We start from the raw sequence: 19,381 nt of genomic DNA on the forward strand, positions 1-19,381 counted from the left end.
TCAAAACCAACAAAATGAAAAAGAAAATAGAACAAACATTTTTAGGATTAGCAGTAGGAGATGCTTTGGGAGTTCCTGTGGAGTTTAAAACAAGATTTGAATTACAGCAAAATCCAGTAAAAACAATGAGAGCTTTTGGTTCTCATAACCAACCTAAAGGAACTTGGAGCGATGATAGTTCTTTAACATTCTGTTTGGCCGAAAGTTTATGTAAAGGTTATAACACAAAATCTATAGCTACAAATTTTGTACGTTGGTATGGAGATAGTTATTGGACGGCACACGGAGAAGTTTTCGATATCGGAATTGCAACAAATACAGCTATAAATGCTTTTGCAAAAGGAACGCCAGCAACATTAGCAGGTGGAACTGGAGAGTTTGATAATGGAAATGGATCTTTAATGAGAATAAGTCCGTTAGCATTTTATGTAAAAGATATGTCAATCGAAGAACGATTTCAAAAAGTTAAAGAAGTTTCTTCAATTACACATGGGCATATTCGCTCTGTACTGAGTTGTTTCATTTATGTGGAGTTTATGATAGGTTTATTAAGAGGATTGGAAAAATTTGAAGCTTACGAAAATATGCAACACATAGTGAATAAATTCTTAAATGAAAATGGGATTTGTTCAGAAAGTGAAATCAATAAGTTTCATAGAATATTAGAAAATCCAATAGGCGATTATATAATAGAACCTGTATATAAATTGGAAGAAAAACAGATTAGTGGATCAGGTTATGTATTAAATACTTTAGAAGCGAGTTTGTGGAGTTTTTTAACTACAGATTCATATGCTGAAGCAGTTTTAAAAGCTGTGAATTTAGGTGAAGATACAGATACAACTGCTTGTGTTACCGGAGCCTTAGCAGGTTTATATTATGAAGAAGAATGTATACCAAAAGATTGGTTACATGATTTAGTAAAAAGAGAAGAAATAATCGATTTATCACATCGGTTTTCAAAAAGTTTAGATTATGAGTAAAATTAAGTTTTACAGTGTTAATGATAAGTGGGGTGAGTTTTCAAATTTTGCTTTATATCCAATTAAATTAGATGGTAAAATTTGGCCAACATCTGAACATTATTTTCAAGCTCAAAAATTTGAAAGTATTACTTACAAGGAAACAATAAGAAAGAGCTCTAGTCCGATGAAAGCAGCTGAATTAGGTAGGTCTAGAAGAATTAAAATAAAAAAGAATTGGGACAAGGTTAAAGATAATGTTATGTATAAGGCAGTCTATGCAAAATTCACACAGCATGAATACCTTAAAGAAATTCTTTTACAAACTTTAGATTTTGAAATAATAGAACACACAGAGAATGATCTGTACTGGGGGGATGGTAAAAATGGTAAAGGATTTAATAAATTAGGTAAAATTCTAATGAGAGTAAGAGACAAAATCAGATGAAAAAGATAAAGTTATATAGGCCAGTAGGAGAAAAAGAAATGCAATTAATAGCTGAAAGTGGATTTAAAAAATTTCCGCCAAGATTAGAATGGCAACCTATTTTTTATCCTGTTTTAAATGAAGAATATGCTTCAGAAATAGCAAGTAAATGGAATACCACAGATCCTTTTGGTAACTATTTAGGGTTTGTAACAGCTTTTGAAATTTCTGAAGATGAGTTTAAAAAATATCCAATCGAAAATGTAGGCGGGAAAATTCATAATGAATTATGGGTTTCAGCAAATCAGTTGGAAAGTTTTAATGATTCGATACAAGGAGAAATAAAAACACTTAAAGTTTATATCGGTAAAGATTATAAAACTAGTGAAAGTCTACTTGTAAATGAAATTATGAAAACTGTAGAAAATTTTCATAATTAAGTAATATGTCAGTTCGAGTGATTTTTCTGAAGATTGAGTTTATCGAAATCGGAAGAAAAATTGTATCGAGAACAAATTAAAATATCTCGATGCAATTCTAATATATTGGAATCACTCGATATGATAATAAAACAAGAAATATGAAAATAGAATTACATAAAGGAGATATTACTAAAATAGCAGTAGATGCAATTGTAAACGCAGCAAATTCTAGTTTATTAGGTGGTGTTGGAGTAGACGGAGCAATTCATAGAGCAGGAGGGAAATCTATTTTAGAGGCTTGTCAAGAGATTCGAAATCGACAAGGAAAATGTAAAACTGGAGAAGCAGTAATTACAACAGCAGGAAATTTACCAGCTAAAAAAGTAATCCATACTGTTGGTCCGGTTTATAACGGAGGAAATCGATTAGCGTTGGAAAAAGAATTATTAACCAATTGCTATAAAAATAGTTTGTTATTAGCGAAGGAACATGATTTAAAAACGATTGCTTTTCCCAACATTAGTACAGGAATTTACAAGTTTCCTAAACAATTAGCAGCAGAAATAGCTATTGAAACGGTAAAAAAACACCCAGTTGTAGAAAAGCTAATTTTTGTCTGCTTTGATGAAGATAATTACAGGATTTATGAAGATATTTTGAAATGAAAGGAGTAAACCATTATTTGTTTTGATTTTTGATTCTTTGTATCAAGACAAAATGAATGCAACAGATGATATGATGTAAACTCTCAATTAAAAATGATAAAGAAATGAAAGAGATAAAATATATAAAAGGTGATGCAACTTCACCTCAAGCAAAAGGAGTTAAAATTATAGCCCATATATGTAATGATTTAGGAGGCTGGGGAAAAGGATTTGTTTTGGCTATTTCAAAAAGATGGAAAGAACCAGAGACCAGTTATAGGAAATGGCATAGAGAAAGATCAGAAAATGATTTTAAGCTTGGAAACATTCAAATTATACAGGTTGATGAGTTTGTATATGTATGTAATATGATAGGGCAAAGAGGAATGAAAACTGGTAGTAATGGAGTTCCAATACGATATGAAGCAGTTAATAAATGTCTCGCAAAATTGTCTGATGTAGCGAAAGAGTTAAATGCTTCTGTACATATGCCAAGAATAGGATGTGGATTAGCAGGAGGTAAATGGGAAAAAATAGAGCCAATTATCACAGAGAATTTAATAAAAAATGAAATCGATACAATAGTGTATGATTTATAATAAAAGTTATCAAGAATACAAGGAGACAAAATAATCTGTAAATAGATTACTTCTTGTCTCGAAATAATAAAAAAATAAAAAGATGAAACTAACCATACATGGATATTCAACAGCATTATTTTCAACATGGTACTTTATTGAAGAACTTGGATTGTTATTTGATGCTGGCGACGGATTAACATCCAATTTATTAGGAAAGTGTGGTAAAATAAAAAACATTTTTATCTCACATGCAGATAGAGATCATTTAGGTGGAATTTTTCAGTATAATCAATTGTTTGCACATCGTAAACCAAATATTTATTATCCGAAAGATTCAGGATCGTTTCCATTTATACAAAATTTCACTAGTCAATTTGATCCACATACATATGGAACAAGATGGAATAGATTAGAAGATGAACAAATTATTCAGATAAAATCAGGTATCGAAGTTTTATGTTTTGAAAATCAACATATAGATGTGAAGGATCAATTGAAAAGTTTGTCTTTTCAAGTATTTGAAACAAAACATAAGTTGAAGCAAGAGTTTTCGAATTTGTCTTCAAAAGAGATTATCGCTATAAAACAAGATAAAGGAGAAGATTTTATCAAAGAGAAGATTAAAAACTCAGTTCTAGTGTATTCAGGAGATACACCAGTGTATGATTATTCTAAATATGATAATTGTGGAGTGTTAATTCATGAAGCCACATTTTTAAAGAAAGAAGAAGTAGAAAAAGGGAATGATAAAAATAAACACAGTTCTTTAGAAGAAGTGCTAGAAATGGTAAGTCAAATCAATATTGAAAAACTGATTTTAGGTCATTTTTCATCGCGGTATGATATGCAACAGATCGATCAAACAATTAAAGAGCTCATTAAATACTATAATATTAAAATACCAGTATTTAGAGTTCCTTTAGGAAGATATCAAAGAGATATTTTAAATCAAAAACCTTTAAATTAACTATATATAGTTAAAACTTGAGATTGCGTATAAGTGTATAATGTCAAAACGACGCAGTTGAGATCAATTAAAAACAAAACAAAATGAACGAAAGAGAAATAAAAAGTATAAGTAAGTTTCTAAGTCTATTACTAAGACATCAACCTGATTTAATCGGATTGAAATTAGATGAAAATGGTTGGGCAGATGTAGCTGAACTTATTGAGAAATCGAAAAGAAAAGGAAAGCACTTTTCAATAGAAAAACTAGAAGAAGTAGTTGCAACAAACGATAAAAAGCGATTTAGTTTTAATGAAGATCAAACGAAGATTAGAGCCAATCAAGGTCATTCTTTAAAAACGATTGATTTAAAATTAGAAGCTATTCAGCCACCAGAATATTTATATCACGGAACGGTGCCTAAGTTTATGCAATCGATAAGAGAAAAAGGATTGCAAAAAATGAGCCGACAACATGTGCATTTAAGTCAAGATATAGAAACAGCTAAAAAAGTTGGAAGTAGAAGAGGAGTTCCAACGATTTTAACTGTTCGCTCAGGAGCTATGCATATGGCAGGATACGAATTTTACCAATCTAAAAACGGAGTATGGTTAACAGATCATGTGCCAGCAAAGTTTATAGACAAATAAAACAACTATGAAAAAAATTAATGTACACGACGAAATATTTTTAATAGAAAACTTCCTTTCAGAAGAAGAGTGTTTTGAGTATTTACTAAAATACCAGACAGTAGAATTTGAAGAAGCAAAAATTTCTGTAGATGGAAATCAGGTAATGAATAAAGGAGTTCGTAATAACGATCGTTATTTGTTTTTTGATGAAGATTTAGGAAAAGATTTTTGGAATCGATTACAAGATTTTATTCCTAAGAAAGTTGGATTTTATGAAAGAATTGGCTTAAATGAAATGTTTCGAGTGTATAAATACACCAAAGGTCAGCGCTTTAAAATGCACATAGATGGAAGTTACAGAAGGAATTTAGAAGAGCAAAGTTTCTATTCTTTTCTAATTTATTTGAATGATGATTTTGAAGGAGGAGAAACAGCTTTTCGAAACATTGGTACAGTAAAACCAAATAAAGGAACTGCTTTAGTTTTTAGACATCGATTACGTCATGAAGGAAAAGAGTTAATTTCAGGAGTAAAGTATGTGTTAAGAACAGATGTAATGTACAGAAGAGTTTAAAAATTAATCAAGTAAAGTGTCATGAAAATAAAACTAGTATATAAAGAACCAGAATTAGGTAAAGCTTGGGAATCTTACTTTTCAGAATTTGAAGATGTTGAAATTATTGGAGAAGATATCGTTAAGGTTGCTTGCGACGCTATAGTCAGTCCAGCAAATTCTTTTGGTTTTATGGATGGAGGTTTAGATATTCATTTATCAGAAACTTTAGGTTGGCATATTCAAGACGAATTACAAAAACGAATAGCTCAGTTAGATGAAAGAGAATTATTGGTAGGGCAGTCAATGATAATTCCAACGGAGAATGAAAAAATCCCGTATTTGATATCTGCTCCAACAATGCGAGTTCCTATGAGTTTTAATATTGCAACTTCTGTAAATGCTTATTTAGCAATGAAAGCAATTTTAATAGCGGCAAAAAAACACGAAGAAATTCATACCATTGCTGTTCCAGGTTTATGTACAGGTTGTGGAAGAATGCCTTTTGATATTGCAGCAAATCAAATGTTTTTAGCATACGATGAAGTTATTTTAGGAAATTATAAAGACTATAAAACCTTTGGTGACACACAAAAATTCCAATATCGATTAAATGAAAAAGGATTGATATGGGATTATTAAAATTTAAAAAATGGCTAATTATCAGGAAATAAGAGCCAGTTATGATAAAAATACAATAACTGTTTATCAGGCTTATAACAAAATAATAGCAACGAAAGCTCTTAAAAATAATCGATTTGAATCGCCTTTTTCATTTACCAGAATGACATGGATTAAACCATCATATTTATGGTTAATGGAACGAAGTAATTGGGGGACAAAAAGTAATCAAGATTATATTTTGGGAATTAAAATAAAACGAATTAAATGGGAGAAAGCTTTAGAAATGGGGGTATTAACAGATCCTGATACTAAAGTTTATAAAAGTGGAATGGAATGGGAACAAAAATTTAAAGAAGCTAAAGTTCATATTCAATGGGATCCAGAACGAAATATTAGAGGAAATAAATTGGAACATAGATCTATTCAAGTAGGAATCAGTAGGTGCTTAATACATGAATTTAATGAAGAATGGATTCAAGAAATTGTTGATTTTACTCCTTTAACGAAGAAAATCAATGAGCTGAGGAAGAAAGGAAAATATACCGAAGCCAAAAGACTTCTTCCCAAAGAACGAATTTATAAATTGCCTTCTTCATTAGAAGATAAAATAGGCATAAGATAATTTTAGAGATAAATTATACACTAGAAATAGTTATGATGTACAAAAGAGTTTAAAAGTTAATTATGAGAAGTGTCATAAAGAGAATACACCTAAAAATCTACCACAAGATGTGTTAAGAATGAAAAGCTGTCTGAGTGAAACGAGTTCATCGAGGATATTCTTTTTTAGAGTGATATGATCTTAAGGCTAGATTTTTTGATTCTTTTTTCATCAATGGAAAAAAGAATGATAAATAAAGAAATAAAATGAAAGAGTTAAAAGAAATACTAACTAAAGTAAATTCAAAAAATAATAGAAATAACATCACATTCCTTACAGGAGCAGGAATATCATCAGCAAGTGGAATACCAACTTACCGAGGAACAGATGGGATATGGATAAAAGGAACGAAATATTACAAACCCGAATCGTTTGGAACTTTTGAACATTTTAGTAAGAATGCAGATGAAGTTTGGCAATACACATTTTTTAGAAAGAAAATGTTTGCAGAAGCTAAACCGAATGCTTCGCATTTTAAATTAGTTGAAATAGAAAACACTTTACAAGATCGTTTTCATTTAATCACACAGAATATAGACAACTTGCATCAAAGAGCAGGATCTAAAACTGTATACGAAATACATGGTAATTTAAGAGAAATGCGTTGTGCAGATGAATGTTCGAAAGATGTTTATGAAATGTCTAAAGAGATTCAGTTAAAAGCTATAGATGAGGATTTAAGTTATGATGAAAAGCAATTATTAGTTTGTCCAAAATGCGGAACAGATACGCGTCCGAATATTTTATGGTTTGACGAGTTTTATAATGAACGAAATTTTAAATTACACACAACATTAAAAATAGCTAAAAATTCTGGAGTTTTAATAATTTTAGGTAGTTCTGGTGCTACTACTTTACCGAATAGATTAGTAGAACAAACAATTAAATACGGAGGGGCTGTAATAGACGTAAATCTAGAAGACAACAACTTTACAGAAAACTTCGGAGATAAAAAGAAGTTTTACAAGTTTAGAGGTACAGCGCTAGATTTTTTAACACAATTTCAAGAGGCATTATAAAATGGAACCAAGAACATTTACCATAGGAGATATACACGGAGGCTTATTAGGCTTACGTCAGTTAATTGATAAATTAGAATTACAACAAAACGATACCTTAATTTTCTTAGGAGATTATGTAGATGGTTGGAGTGAATCTGCTCAGGTTATCGATTATTTAATGAAATTAAGAGAAAAACACGATTGTATTTTCATAAAAGGAAATCACGATGAATATTGCGAAAACTGGTTAAGAAGTGGAATAACGAATGACATTTGGTTATTTCATGGAGGTGTTAAAACAATTGAAAGTTATGAAGGGTATACAGAATATGATAAACAACAGCACTTACAGTTTATAGAACAGATGAAATTATTTCATATTGATGCTGATAATCGATTGTTTATTCATGCTGGTTTTTCATCAATGCACGGACCGCAAAAAGAAGTGTATGAATCTAATTTTAATTGGGATCGAACACTTTGGGAAACGGCAATTTCTTTAGACAAAACTTTAGATAAAGATTCACCATTGTACCCGAAACGATTGACCTTATTTCATGAGATTTATATCGGACATACACCAACAACAAGATATAATCAATTTGGGCCAATGAACGGAGCTAATGTTTGGAATGTAGATACCGGAGCAGCTTTTAATGGATGTTTAACGGCTTTAAATATCGATACGAAGGAGTTTATACAAAGTAAAGAGTTATATTCATTATATCCAGATGAAAGCGGAAGAAATGAAAGTTCATATAATGTTATTAAAAAGAAATATAATATTCCAGATTAATAAACTTTATAATTATTCGAAATGTATAGTTAAAGAATACACGTCAACCTGAATTTATTTCAGGTTCACATCAAAATAAGATTGAAGAATATAATATTTTAAATTAATAATAAATATAAGCTGTCATTAGAAAATAAGCCTAAAAATCCACCGTAAGACACGTAAAAAATAAAAAGTTGTTTAAGCGAAGCGAGTTCTTTTTATTTAGTGTCGAGGATGAGGTTTTAGAACGTAATTTTCTTAAGACTAGATTTTTTTGATTCTTTTTTCATCAATGGAAAAAAGAATAATTAACTATTTAAACTAATTTCATGATTGTTATTCAAAGTAAAAGAAGAAAGATAGAAAACATTTTAAAAGATTTTCCAGATGCAGTTATAGTTGATGTAACTTCAAAAGGAGAAATGCCAATGGTAAAATTTAGTCCGTTTTATCCTTTAGGAAATATTCCAATTCCTTTTTCTGAAGGTAAATATTCAGCTTCTGTAGAAGGAATATGGCAAGGATTAAAAGTTTTTGAAACACATGATGTAGATGAATCAAAGTTTGAGGTAACTTCCATGAAAGGTTTAAAAAGAACAGTTCGAAAATTTGGAAAACCTTTAGGACATAGAAAAGGAGTAAAAGGAGAGGAGTTGTTAGATTATATATCAGCAAGAAAAGAAATTTATTTACCAGTATATAATTGGGTTTTAGATCATGTTTTACAAGATGAATTAAGAGAGTTAACTAAATTATCTAAAAGTAAAACATTAGTTCTTTTAGATTATGAAACAAATGAAGATATCGAAAATCCTAGAAAACCTCTATCTCATGCTGGATTAATTAAAATGAAAATAGAAGGAAGATTATAGAATATAAAAGCTATGAAATATTCAAATACAACTATACAAGAAAGATATAATACAGGAGAACATTTAAAATACATATTCTTCTGGGGACATCAACCAAAGAAAGACGGAAGTATAAGCAAATCATGCTTTAGTCAGTGGTGGGAGTCTGATTTTGTTATCAACGGAATTGCATACAAAACTGCTGAACATTACATGATGGCAGAAAAAGCTAGATTGTTTAACGATGATGAGGTTTTAGCAGAAATCTTATCCTCAAAACATCCGCATGATGTGAAACAACTAGGACGAAAAGTTAAAGGATTCAATTCATCAGTTTGGGATAATCAGAAATATTTAATAGTCTATAAGGGGAATTTAGCAAAGTTCTCTCAAAACGACGCATTAAAAGAATTTCTAATCAACACTAAAGATAGAATTTTGGTAGAAGCTAGTCCGTATGATAAAGTATGGGGAGTTGGTTTGGCTTCAGATTACAAGAATATTGAAAATCCGAACAGGTGGAAAGGATTAAATTTGTTAGGTTATGTTTTAATGGAAGTTCGTGATAAGTTAGTAGAAAAATGAAGTTATATGAAATATTATTAGGAACAGCAATTGGAGACGCTTATGGAGCAGGTGTAGAATTTCAAGATAGAAATTGGATAAGAAAACACGTTGATTTTTCCTCTTTTGTAAATGTAAGGCACAAGATTCAAGTACCTGATGAAAAGATAAGTGTATTCACTGAAAATTATCATGAATGGGAATATACCGATGATACCGAAATGACTATTGGTGTATTAAAAGCATTACAGTCTAAAGAAAAGTTTTGTGAAGCTTTATTAGTACAAAAATGGACTGAAGAGTATGAAAAAGGAAAATTAGAAAAAGGTTACGGACGAAACGGACATGGATCTATGCGTTGGTGTTTTTCTGGCGAAAAGACTATTGAAGAAATTCGTGAATTTCAAAAAGATCGTCCAAATCCTGGAAATGCTCCAGCAATGCGATCTGTTCCTTTAGGTTTAATAAAAAGTGATCTTATAAATCAATATGCAGAAATCAATGCAAATGCAACGCATCCTAATATAAATGCCATATTATCTAGTCAATGTATCGCCAGAGCAACAGAGTTTTTAATCCAGAAGAATGGTAATGTAAAAGATGTAATAGCTTATTGTTTTAAAACAGTTTCATTAAATGAGGAATACAAGACGTATCTACGTTTGATTGAAGATTTACCAGATTATAATGATTTAACAAATAATGATTTTGTCACTCTTTGTGGAAAACAACCAATAGAAGTTCCTTATTTTTTAAGCGGAATTCATGGAATGCCTTCAGATTCAAAATATACAACAGGTTGCGTTTTGTATATTTTAAAACAGAGTGCAGATGCTTTTGATGCATTACAAAAATCAATTTATTTAGGAGGAGATGTAGATTCAGTAGCTTCTATTACAACTAGTATAATGGCTGGAATACATGGTTTAAAAAGTATTCCAAACTACATGATTGATAATGTAGAAGGGAAAAATTACTTTAAAAAAATAGTTAAAAACTTTAAAATTTAATTTAATTGTGTAAATGTAACGCAAAATATTTTGTAGATATGTTTTCTTGAATTATATTTGTGTTGTAATTACGCAAATGAATTTGTTTGTGATAAAATAAATAGTATGAGTGAAGAATTAAAACCAAGATTTGTTGATGCCTTACGAAGGAATAACGATCAAATTAGAGAAGACAGAGCCAAAACTATTGGAGAAGATGCAGAATTAATCTATCGAAGAAGAGTAGAAGACATCGAGTTAAAAATTAAAAGATTAACTAGAGAACAAGAAGGAGCGATAGACATCAGTCCATTAGATAAAAACAGTTTAACGTTTGCAGATTTTGATCCGGAAAGTTTTGTGATAAAAGACATAGAATTATCCTTAAAAATCAGAAACTTAAACATTCAATTAGAAATTGCACAAAAACGATACGAATACTTATTCGGTAAAAAAATATAATTATGGGAGGAACTAGATACAATTTAAGTAAAAGAGCTTTAAAAGCACAAAAGGAAGGCTACGCAAGTAAGTCAATAAATGAAATCTTTAAGCAGAATAGAGAAAGACGCGCGCACAATTCAATGAATCCGAATGGGGTAGATTTCAGAGAAGCGAGAGATTCAGAAGTACACCCAAATTCATTTCCAGTAATCTTAGCGTTAGATGTTACAGGAAGTATGGGACACATTCCACACGATTTAATTAAAGAAGGTTTGCCTAAGTTAATGGGAGGAATTATTCAAAATGGAGCAGAAGATGTCGCTTTATTATTCTTGGGAATCGGAGATCATGAATGTGACAGTTATCCATTACAAGTTGGTCAGTTTGAATCTGGTGATGAAGAATTAGATATGTGGTTAACGAGAACTTATATCGAATCTGGTGGAGGTGGAAATGCAGGTGAAAGTTACTTGTTATCATGGTATTTCGCTGCCTTCCATACAAGAACAGATGCTTTTGAAAAGAGAAATCAAAAAGGAATTTTATTTACGATTGGAGACGAACCTAATTTGAAACATTTACCAGCTTCAGCAATAAAAGAAATTATGGGAAGCGGTCAGCAAACATTTTCAGAAATGGAATTGTTTCAAGAAGTTCAAAAGAAATATGATGTATTCCATATCAGCGTAAATCATTCCGGAAGAGCAATTCAAGCAGAAAAAGGCTGGAAACAATTATTAGGAGACAATTGTATTTCTGTTAGTGATTACAGAACAATTCCTGAAGTTATTACAAAAGTAGTATGTGAAAATTATCCATCAGCAAGTGGAAAAACAGATATTTCAGGAGTAAATTTTGATGATATAGAAATGTTATAAAGATGAAAAAAGCAAAAATAGTTATAGGATTAGGTTTTGGTGATGAAGGAAAAGGTATTACAACAGATTTTTTGTGTACTAAAAATCCAGAAGCTATAGTAGTTCGTTTTTCGGGCGGACAACAAGCAGCACATACGGTAAAAATAGGAGATAGAAAACACGTACATTCTAGTTTTTGTAGTGGAGCATTACGTGGATTACCTTCTTATTTTAGCGAACACTGTACTATTCATCCTACTTTTTTGCATACAGAATTACAAGAATTAAAAAAGAAGAAAGGCAACGTTACTTTGTCAGTTCATCCATTGGCAAAAGTAACGACTCCTTTCGATGTTTGGTCGAATAGAAAAAACAATAAAAATTTAGTTCACGGAAGTTGTGGTAAAGGGATAGGAGCAACAATGAAGAGAAATGAAGGACCGTATAAATTGTATGCAATTGATTTGGTCGGTCCTAAATCTATGCTTTTAGAAAAACTAAACAGTATTGCAAACTATTACGGATTATATGATATTCCAGAATTAAGCGCTGAAGTAGCATATTTTTTAGATTGTGTTTCCGATTTAGATATAAAAATTAAAGACTATTCTTTTTTAAATACATATGAAACCATTATTTTCGAAGGTAGTCAAGGAGTATTATTAGATATGAATCATGGTACGTTTCCTAATGTCACTTATGCAAACACCACAGCAAAAAATGCCATAGAGATTTGTGAAAAGTTAAACATTGAAAATATAGAAACCTATTATATAACAAGATCTTATGCGACACGACATGGAAATGGTTGGATGCTAAATGAAGAAGAATTAGAATTGGTAAATACTGAAGAAGAAACCTGTGTTTACAACGAATTTCAGAAACATTTACGAACAGCTAAACTAAACATACTGTTATTATTACATGCGAAAAATATTGACCAGATTTATAATAAATCAAAGAAATCAACTTTAATAATGACGTGTTTAGATCAATATGAACCAGAATTAAATTGGGAGTTATTAAAAGAAAATTTTGATGAAATTTATGGCTCTTACGGTGCAGAATCAACAGCAATTAAAAAAATAAACATATGAATCCCTTATTATATACAGACGGATACAAAGTAGATCACAGAAGACAATATCCTGATAACACTACTTTAGTATATTCTAACTGGACACCAAGAAAAAGTAGAATTGAAGGTGTAAACGAAGTTGTATTCTTCGGCTTACAATACTTCATTAAAAAATATATTATTGATGATTTTTCGAAGAATTTCTTTCAGCAATCAAAAGAAGAAATTTCAAAAAGATATGCGAGAAGAATCAACAATTATTTAGGCGAAAATCAAGTGGGTATAGCGCATATTGAAGCATTACACGATTTAGGATTTTTACCAATGGTAATTAAAGCTTTACCAGAAGGAGTTTCAGTACCGATTCGTGTACCAATGTTTACGATGTATAATACATTACCTGAGTTTTTCTGGTTAACAAATTATTTTGAGACTTTATTATCTACAACAATTTGGATGCCTTGTAATTCAGCAACAATAGCGAAGCAATACAGAAAGATTTTAGATAAATATGCTTTAGAAACTTCTTCAATTCCTGAATTTGTAGACTGGCAAGGTCACGATTTTTCTATGCGCGGTATGGCAGGATTAGAAGCTGCTGTTTTATCTGCATCTGGTCACTTATTAAGTTTTACAGGAACAGATACAATTCCATCAGTAGATTTTTTAGAAGAATACTATAATGCAAATTCTGATACTGAGTTAATTGGAGGATCTGTTGCTGCAACCGAACACTCTGTAATGTGTATGGGAACGAATAGTGGAGAAGAAGAAACATTTAAAAGATTAATTACAGAAGTGTATCCTAAAGGAATTGTTTCTATTGTTTCTGATACTTGGGATTTATGGAAAGTGCTAACAGAATATCTTCCGAATTTAAAAGAAGAGGTTTTAGCAAGAGATGGAAAAGTAGTCATTCGTCCAGATAGTGGAGATCCAGTTGATATTATTTGTGGAAATCCAAATGCGAATTCAGAAGTTGAACAAAAAGGAGTAGTAGAATTACTTTGGGATATTTTTGGTGGAGTTACAAATGAAAAAGGGTATAAAGAGTTAGATGCACACATCGGAGCTATTTATGGTGACAGTATCACTTTAGCTAGAGCAACTCAAATTTGTGAGCGATTAAAACAAAAAGGGTTTGCATCTACCAATGTTGTTTTAGGAATCGGTTCTTTTACATATCAATATAATACAAGAGATACTTTCGGGTTCGCTATGAAAGCAACGTACGGAGAAGTAGCTGGAGAAGGAAGAGCCATTTTTAAAGATCCAATTACAGATGATGGAACTAAAAAATCAGCGAAAGGATTAATTAAAATTGAAAAAGTAAATGACACGTACAAATTAGTTGATCAAGTTTCTTGGGAAGAAGAACAAAAAGGTGAATTAAAAGAAGTATATAGAGATGGAAAATTATTAATCGATGATAGTTTGGCTGAAATTAGAAAACGATTATTATAAACCTTGTTAATTAAAGATTTAGGTGTTTTAAATAAACTGAAAAATCAATATATTTGGTTAGAATATTAACCAGATAAATATGATAATTAAAAGTAAAATAAGAGTATTCGTACTCTTATTTTTGTTTACGAGTATACACAGTATTTTTGCTCAAGAAACAAAAAAGAAGAAAGATTCTATTAAGAAAAAGGCTACAAAAACACTCCCGCTTGAGCCTAAAAGAACAATTTCATTTACTACAGATAAAGGAACTTGGATTTCTTTAGATGTTAGTCCAGATGGTAAAACAATTGTTTTCGATTTAATGGGAGACATTTACACAATTCCAATTACTGGAGGAAAAGCAACTCAAATTACTAAGGGATTAGCTTATGATGTACATCCTAAATATAGTCCAGACGGAAAATCATTAGTGTTTATTTCAGATAAAAGTGGTTCTGATAATATTTGGACACTTGATTTAAAAACCAAAAAGGATAAACAAATTACTAAAGAAAGTAAACATAATTTTTTTTCAGCTGAATGGACTCCAGATGGAGATTATATAGTTGGAGGAAAAGGAAGAAGAAATATAAAATTACACATTTATCATAAAGATAGTGGTTCAGGATCACAATTGTTCGATAAACCTAAATCAATAAAAGCAATTGATCCTGCTTTTAGTCCAGATGGAAAATTATTATACTTTTCGCAACGTTTTGGTTCATGGAATTATAACGCAAGTTTGCCTCAATATCAAATAGGAACTTATGATATGGAAGATGGTGATAGATCTGTTATTACCTCAAGATATGGATCAGCTTTTACTCCTACATTATCAAATGATGGAAATTGGATGGTTTACGGAACTCGTTTTGAAGATGAAACAGGTTTGGTTTTACGTGATTTAAAATCAGGAGAAGAAAGATGGCTAGCTTATCCAGTCCAAAGAGATGAACAAGAGTCAATTGCTCCTTTGGGTGTGTTACCTGCTATGTCTTTTACACCAGATAGTAAAAATTTAATAGCTTCTTATGGAGGGAAAATTTATTCAATTCCTGTCTCAGGAGGATCAGCAAAAGAAATTCCTTTCTCAGTAGACGTAAATTTAGATATGGGACCTAGGTTAGAATTTAAATATCCTATAGAAGATACTAAAGAAGCTTTTGTAACTCAAATTAGAGATGCAAAACCTTCACCAGATGGAACCAAACTTGCATTTACGGCTTTAAATAGATTATATGTTATGGATTTACCTAACGGTAAGCCTAGAAGATTAACTAAAAATGATTTTACTGAAGCGTATCCAGCTTGGTCTCCTGATGGGAAAAGCATTGTTTTTACAACTTGGAAACAAGGTGGAGGTCATTTATATAAAATAAATAGTACAGGTAGAGCAAAACCAGTTCAGTTAACAAAAGAAGTAGGTATTTATACTGAGCCTAGTTGGTCATATTCTTCAGATAGAATTGTATTTATTAAAGGAGCTGCACAAGTTTATGATGATGCAGTGAGTCCTTTTACAAGTAGAGTACAAGAGGATTTAGCTTGGATTCCTTCAGATGGTGGAGCTATTACTATTATTGATAAAACAAAGGGAAGAGGAAAACCTCATTTTACTAAAATTGATAATCGCATTTATTTAAATCATTTTGAGAAAGGACTAATTTCTATTCGTTGGGATGGAACAGATGAAAAACAACATTTAAAATTATCAGGAATTACAACTTATGGTTCTGGTGATGTTTTCGGAAAGGGACATAATCATGCAAATGATGATCATTCACATACAGCAATGCCAAGTAATGAAGAAGGATGGAGAGAAAGTAGTAAAGCATCTAAACCTTCAGAAATTCAAATTTCTCCAGATGGAAAATCAGCGTTAGCACAAATTAATAATAATATTTATACTGTTATTATTCCCCGTTTTGGAAAAACACCATCAATTTCATTAGCAAAACCACAAAATGCTTCTTTTCCAGCAATGAAATTAACTATTTTAGGAGGAGAGTTTCCTGCTTGGTCTTCAGATAGTAAAGAAGTACATTGGTCTTTAGGAGCTAGTCATTTCAAATACGATTTAGATGCAGGCAAGAAGTTCAAAGATAGTCTTGCCTCTGCTAAGAAGAAAGAAATGGAACTTAAAAAGAAAAAAGAAGGAGATAAAAAAGATAGTAAAGACAAAAAAGCTAAGAAGAAAAAAACACCTAAGTTTAAAGCACAAGAGTTTAAGATTAAGGTAAAATATATACAAGATATCCCTCAAGGAACATTATTATTAAAAGGAGGAAGAATCATTACTATGAATGGTGAGGAAGTTATAGAAAATGGTGATGTATTAATAGAAAACAATAGAATTAAAGCTGTAGGTAAGTCTGGAACTTTAAATGCATCAAAAAAAGCGAAAGTAATAAATATCACAGGAAAAACAATTGTTCCTGGTTTTGTAGATACTCATGCACATATGTGGCCGTATTGGGGATTACATAAAAATCAGGTGTGGTTATATTCTGCAAATTTAGCTTATGGAGTTACAACAACTAGAGATCCACAAACTGGTACTACAGATGTATTAACATATGCTGATATGGTAAATTCGGGTATGCTTCATGGTCCGAGAGTTTATAGTACTGGGCCGGGTGTAGGTTTTTGGCAATATCAAATTACAAGTTTAGATCATGCTAAAGATGTACTAAAGCAATACAGTGAATATTATAATACAAAGAGTATTAAAATGTATTTAGTAGGAAATCGCCAGCAACGCCAATGGATTATTATGGCTGCAAAGGAGTTAAAATTAATGCCTACTACTGAAGGTGGATTAGATTTTAAATTGAACATGACTCAACTTTTAGATGGTTATCCAGGTCATGAGCATTCATTCCCAATTTATCCAATTTATAAAGATGTTACTAAAACTGTTGCTGACTCTAAAATGGCAGTAACACCAACATTATTGGTTTCTTATGGAGGGCCTTGGGCTGAGAATTATTATTATTCGAGAGAGAACGTTTGGGGAGATAAAAAAATTCAATATTTCACACCTTATGAAGAATTAGCTCAGAAATCTAGAAGAAGACCAGGTTGGTTCATGGATGAAGAACATGTGTTTAAAAAGCATGCTGAGTTTATGAAAGATTTAATAGAATCTGATGGTATTGGAGGTATTGGAAGTCATGGGCAATTACAAGGTTTAGGATATCATTGGGAGCTTTGGTCTGTTGCTAGTGGAGGAATGAAAAACCTTGATGCTTTAAAAGTGGCAACGATTTTAGGAGCAAGAGCTATTGGTTTAGATGGAGATTTAGGAAGTATAGAGAAAGGGAAACTAGCAGATATTTTAATTTTAGATAAAAATCCATTAGAAAATATTCGTAATACTAATACAATTACTCATGTAATAAAAAATGGTAAAGTTTATAATGGAGATACATTAGATGAGATTTGGCCTAAAGAGAAAAAGGCAGAGATATTCTATTGGCAAACTAAAAAACCGAAAGGATTACCGGGAATTAAAAAATAAAATGCAAATATTTTTTTTAACTTTTAAATTGTGGATTTTTTGTTTTTTTTACAGTTAAGTTAAATATATGTTAAATAAATAACTATATTAGCTCGATTTATTTTATAAAAACCTTTCAAAATGAAAAAAATTTATTTAAAATTAACAGCATTGGCAATTACGGGAGTTGCATTTGTTGGATGTAATTCATCTGAAGATACATCAGAAGTTTCTATCGAATCTATTGTTGAGAATTCTTCAGAAATAATTGCAGGGCAATACATTGTTACATTAACTAATGGAACATTAAGTAGACCTTCAGCAAGAGGTACTAAAATAGCTTATGAGAGTACTGTAGCTTCATTAAAAACTGAAGTGTGTAATAAATTTGATGGATTTAAAATTAAAGGAGAAAATATAAAAACAACTTTTGGGTATGCGCTTCAAGGTTTTGTAGCTAATCTTACAGATAAGCAAGTGGCTGATTTAAAAAATGATCCAAGAGTTAAATCTATAGAAAAAGATTATTTAATCACATTAGCACCACCTCCTGGTAAAGGAGGGCCAGGTGGAGGTGGAGGAAGTACTCCTTCACAAGAAACTCCATGGGGAATAACAAGAGTTGGAGGTGCTGTTAGTGGAGCTGGACAAACTGCATGGATAATTGATTCTGGTATTGATTTAGATCATCCAGATTTAAATGTTGATGTAAATAGAAGTAGAACTTTTGTTACTTCTGGAAAAGACTCAAAAGATGCAAATGATGGAAATGGTCATGGAACTCATGTTGCTGGTACTGTTGGTGCATTAGATAATAATATTGGAGTAATTGGAGTTGCACCTGGAGCAAACTTAGTAGCATTAAAAGTTTTAAGTTCAAGAGGTACAGGTGAGTTTTCGTGGACTGTTCAGGCTTTAGATTATGTAGCAGCAAATGGATCTGCTGGTGATGCAGTAAATATGAGTTTAGGCCCAAGATCTAGATATACTGATTCTGCTGTTGATCAAGCAACTTTAAATGTGGCAAACTTAGGAATTAATATCGCTATTGCAGCAGGAAACTCTGATGATGATGCATCTTTCTATTCACCTGCTCGTGTTAATCACCCTAATGTATATACAATTTCTAATATGACTATAAATGAAGTTTTAGCAAGTAGTTCTAACTATGGAGAACCTGTTGATTATGCTGCGCCAGGTACTTCAATTTTATCTACATGGAAAGATGGAGGTTATAACACAATTAGTGGTACTTCTATGGCTTCACCTCATGTATGTGGTTTATTAATTTCAGGAGGTGTAACTGGTGATGGTTTTGTTCAAGATAAGGATAATGATCCAGATCCAATTGCAGTAAGAAAATAGATTTTATATAAAGTTTTAAAATATAACAGAGCCTCTACTTTTAGAGGCTCTGTTTTA

Annotated in this window: 21 protein-coding genes; all 21 read left to right on the forward strand. The window is 31.2% G+C overall.

Annotated elements, in window-relative coordinates; genetic code table 11:
- The first annotated feature begins 14 nt into the window (after positions 1-14).
- The 21 genes from ACSIGC_RS01260 to ACSIGC_RS01360 all read left to right on the forward strand — a co-directional run bounded on the left by ACSIGC_RS01260 (position 15) and on the right by ACSIGC_RS01360 (position 19,324).
- The gene (locus ACSIGC_RS01260; protein ID WP_442266371.1) at positions 15-983 is read left to right on the forward strand and encodes an ADP-ribosylglycohydrolase family protein; all 969 of its coding nucleotides are present in this window, start codon (positions 15-17) and stop codon (positions 981-983) included.
- Positions 976-1,410 (forward strand): NADAR family protein, encoded by a 435-nt coding sequence (locus tag ACSIGC_RS01265; protein ID WP_442266372.1) that lies wholly within the window; start codon positions 976-978, stop codon positions 1,408-1,410. Before ACSIGC_RS01260 ends, ACSIGC_RS01265 begins: the two co-directional genes overlap by 8 nt.
- On the forward strand, positions 1,407-1,829 hold the full coding sequence (locus ACSIGC_RS01270; protein WP_442266373.1) for an ADP-ribosylation/crystallin J1: 423 nt from the start codon (positions 1,407-1,409) through the stop codon (positions 1,827-1,829). The genes ACSIGC_RS01265 and ACSIGC_RS01270 overlap by 4 nt, the downstream gene beginning before the upstream one ends.
- Before the next feature lie 140 nt (positions 1,830-1,969).
- The gene (locus ACSIGC_RS01275; protein WP_442266374.1) at positions 1,970-2,476 is read left to right on the forward strand and encodes an O-acetyl-ADP-ribose deacetylase; all 507 of its coding nucleotides are present in this window, start codon (positions 1,970-1,972) and stop codon (positions 2,474-2,476) included.
- Between the two features lie 104 nt (positions 2,477-2,580).
- The gene (locus tag ACSIGC_RS01280) at positions 2,581-3,054 is read left to right on the forward strand and encodes a macro domain-containing protein (protein ID WP_442266375.1); all 474 of its coding nucleotides are present in this window, start codon (positions 2,581-2,583) and stop codon (positions 3,052-3,054) included.
- Between the two features lie 82 nt (positions 3,055-3,136).
- Positions 3,137-4,003 (forward strand): MBL fold metallo-hydrolase, encoded by an 867-nt coding sequence (locus tag ACSIGC_RS01285; RefSeq protein ID WP_442266376.1) that lies wholly within the window; start codon positions 3,137-3,139, stop codon positions 4,001-4,003.
- A gap of 83 nt (positions 4,004-4,086) precedes the next feature.
- Positions 4,087-4,632 carry an RNA 2'-phosphotransferase gene (locus tag ACSIGC_RS01290; protein WP_442266377.1) on the forward strand — a complete coding sequence of 182 codons (546 nt, stop codon included), beginning with the start codon at positions 4,087-4,089 and terminating at the stop codon, positions 4,630-4,632.
- A 7-nt stretch (positions 4,633-4,639) separates the two neighbouring features.
- Positions 4,640-5,188 (forward strand): prolyl hydroxylase family protein, encoded by a 549-nt coding sequence (locus ACSIGC_RS01295; RefSeq protein ID WP_442266378.1) that lies wholly within the window; start codon positions 4,640-4,642, stop codon positions 5,186-5,188.
- A gap of 21 nt (positions 5,189-5,209) precedes the next feature.
- A complete protein-coding gene (locus ACSIGC_RS01300) occupies positions 5,210-5,809 on the forward strand; it encodes a macro domain-containing protein (protein WP_442266379.1) in 600 nt (199 codons plus the stop codon).
- A gap of 10 nt (positions 5,810-5,819) precedes the next feature.
- On the forward strand, positions 5,820-6,413 hold the full coding sequence (locus ACSIGC_RS01305) for a DUF4291 domain-containing protein (RefSeq protein ID WP_299677949.1): 594 nt from the start codon (positions 5,820-5,822) through the stop codon (positions 6,411-6,413).
- A 245-nt stretch (positions 6,414-6,658) separates the two neighbouring features.
- Positions 6,659-7,471 (forward strand): SIR2 family NAD-dependent protein deacylase, encoded by an 813-nt coding sequence (locus ACSIGC_RS01310; protein ID WP_442266380.1) that lies wholly within the window; start codon positions 6,659-6,661, stop codon positions 7,469-7,471.
- A gap of 1 nt (position 7,472) precedes the next feature.
- Positions 7,473-8,249, forward strand: a complete 777-nt coding sequence (locus tag ACSIGC_RS01315; RefSeq protein WP_442266381.1) for a metallophosphoesterase family protein — start codon at positions 7,473-7,475, stop codon at positions 8,247-8,249.
- A gap of 311 nt (positions 8,250-8,560) precedes the next feature.
- The gene (locus ACSIGC_RS01320) at positions 8,561-9,103 is read left to right on the forward strand and encodes a DUF6939 family protein (protein WP_442266382.1); all 543 of its coding nucleotides are present in this window, start codon (positions 8,561-8,563) and stop codon (positions 9,101-9,103) included.
- A 12-nt stretch (positions 9,104-9,115) separates the two neighbouring features.
- Positions 9,116-9,667: an NADAR family protein gene (locus tag ACSIGC_RS01325; RefSeq protein WP_442266383.1), complete on the forward strand. Its 552-nt coding sequence runs from the start codon at positions 9,116-9,118 to the stop codon at positions 9,665-9,667.
- The gene (locus ACSIGC_RS01330; protein WP_442266384.1) at positions 9,664-10,656 is read left to right on the forward strand and encodes an ADP-ribosylglycohydrolase family protein; all 993 of its coding nucleotides are present in this window, start codon (positions 9,664-9,666) and stop codon (positions 10,654-10,656) included. The genes ACSIGC_RS01325 and ACSIGC_RS01330 overlap by 4 nt, the downstream gene beginning before the upstream one ends.
- Positions 10,657-10,761: 105 nt before the next feature.
- On the forward strand, positions 10,762-11,097 hold the full coding sequence (locus ACSIGC_RS01335; RefSeq protein WP_299621980.1) for a hypothetical protein: 336 nt from the start codon (positions 10,762-10,764) through the stop codon (positions 11,095-11,097).
- Between the two features lie 2 nt (positions 11,098-11,099).
- Positions 11,100-11,957 (forward strand): hypothetical protein, encoded by an 858-nt coding sequence (locus ACSIGC_RS01340; RefSeq protein WP_442266385.1) that lies wholly within the window; start codon positions 11,100-11,102, stop codon positions 11,955-11,957.
- Between the two features lie 2 nt (positions 11,958-11,959).
- The gene (locus ACSIGC_RS01345) at positions 11,960-13,033 is read left to right on the forward strand and encodes an adenylosuccinate synthetase (RefSeq protein ID WP_442266386.1); all 1,074 of its coding nucleotides are present in this window, start codon (positions 11,960-11,962) and stop codon (positions 13,031-13,033) included.
- Positions 13,030-14,478 (forward strand): nicotinate phosphoribosyltransferase, encoded by a 1,449-nt coding sequence (locus ACSIGC_RS01350; protein ID WP_442266387.1) that lies wholly within the window; start codon positions 13,030-13,032, stop codon positions 14,476-14,478. The genes ACSIGC_RS01345 and ACSIGC_RS01350 overlap by 4 nt, the downstream gene beginning before the upstream one ends.
- Before the next feature lie 121 nt (positions 14,479-14,599).
- A complete protein-coding gene (locus tag ACSIGC_RS01355) occupies positions 14,600-17,980 on the forward strand; it encodes an amidohydrolase family protein (protein WP_442266388.1) in 3,381 nt (1,126 codons plus the stop codon).
- Positions 17,981-18,100: 120 nt separating this feature from the next.
- A complete protein-coding gene (locus tag ACSIGC_RS01360) occupies positions 18,101-19,324 on the forward strand; it encodes a S8 family serine peptidase (protein ID WP_442266389.1) in 1,224 nt (407 codons plus the stop codon).
- Positions 19,325-19,381 lie beyond the last annotated feature (57 nt).

The sequence above is a fragment of the Tenacibaculum aquaeponti genome, assembly GCF_052084715.1.
Taxonomy (GTDB): Bacteria; Bacteroidota; Bacteroidia; order Flavobacteriales; family Flavobacteriaceae; genus Polaribacter.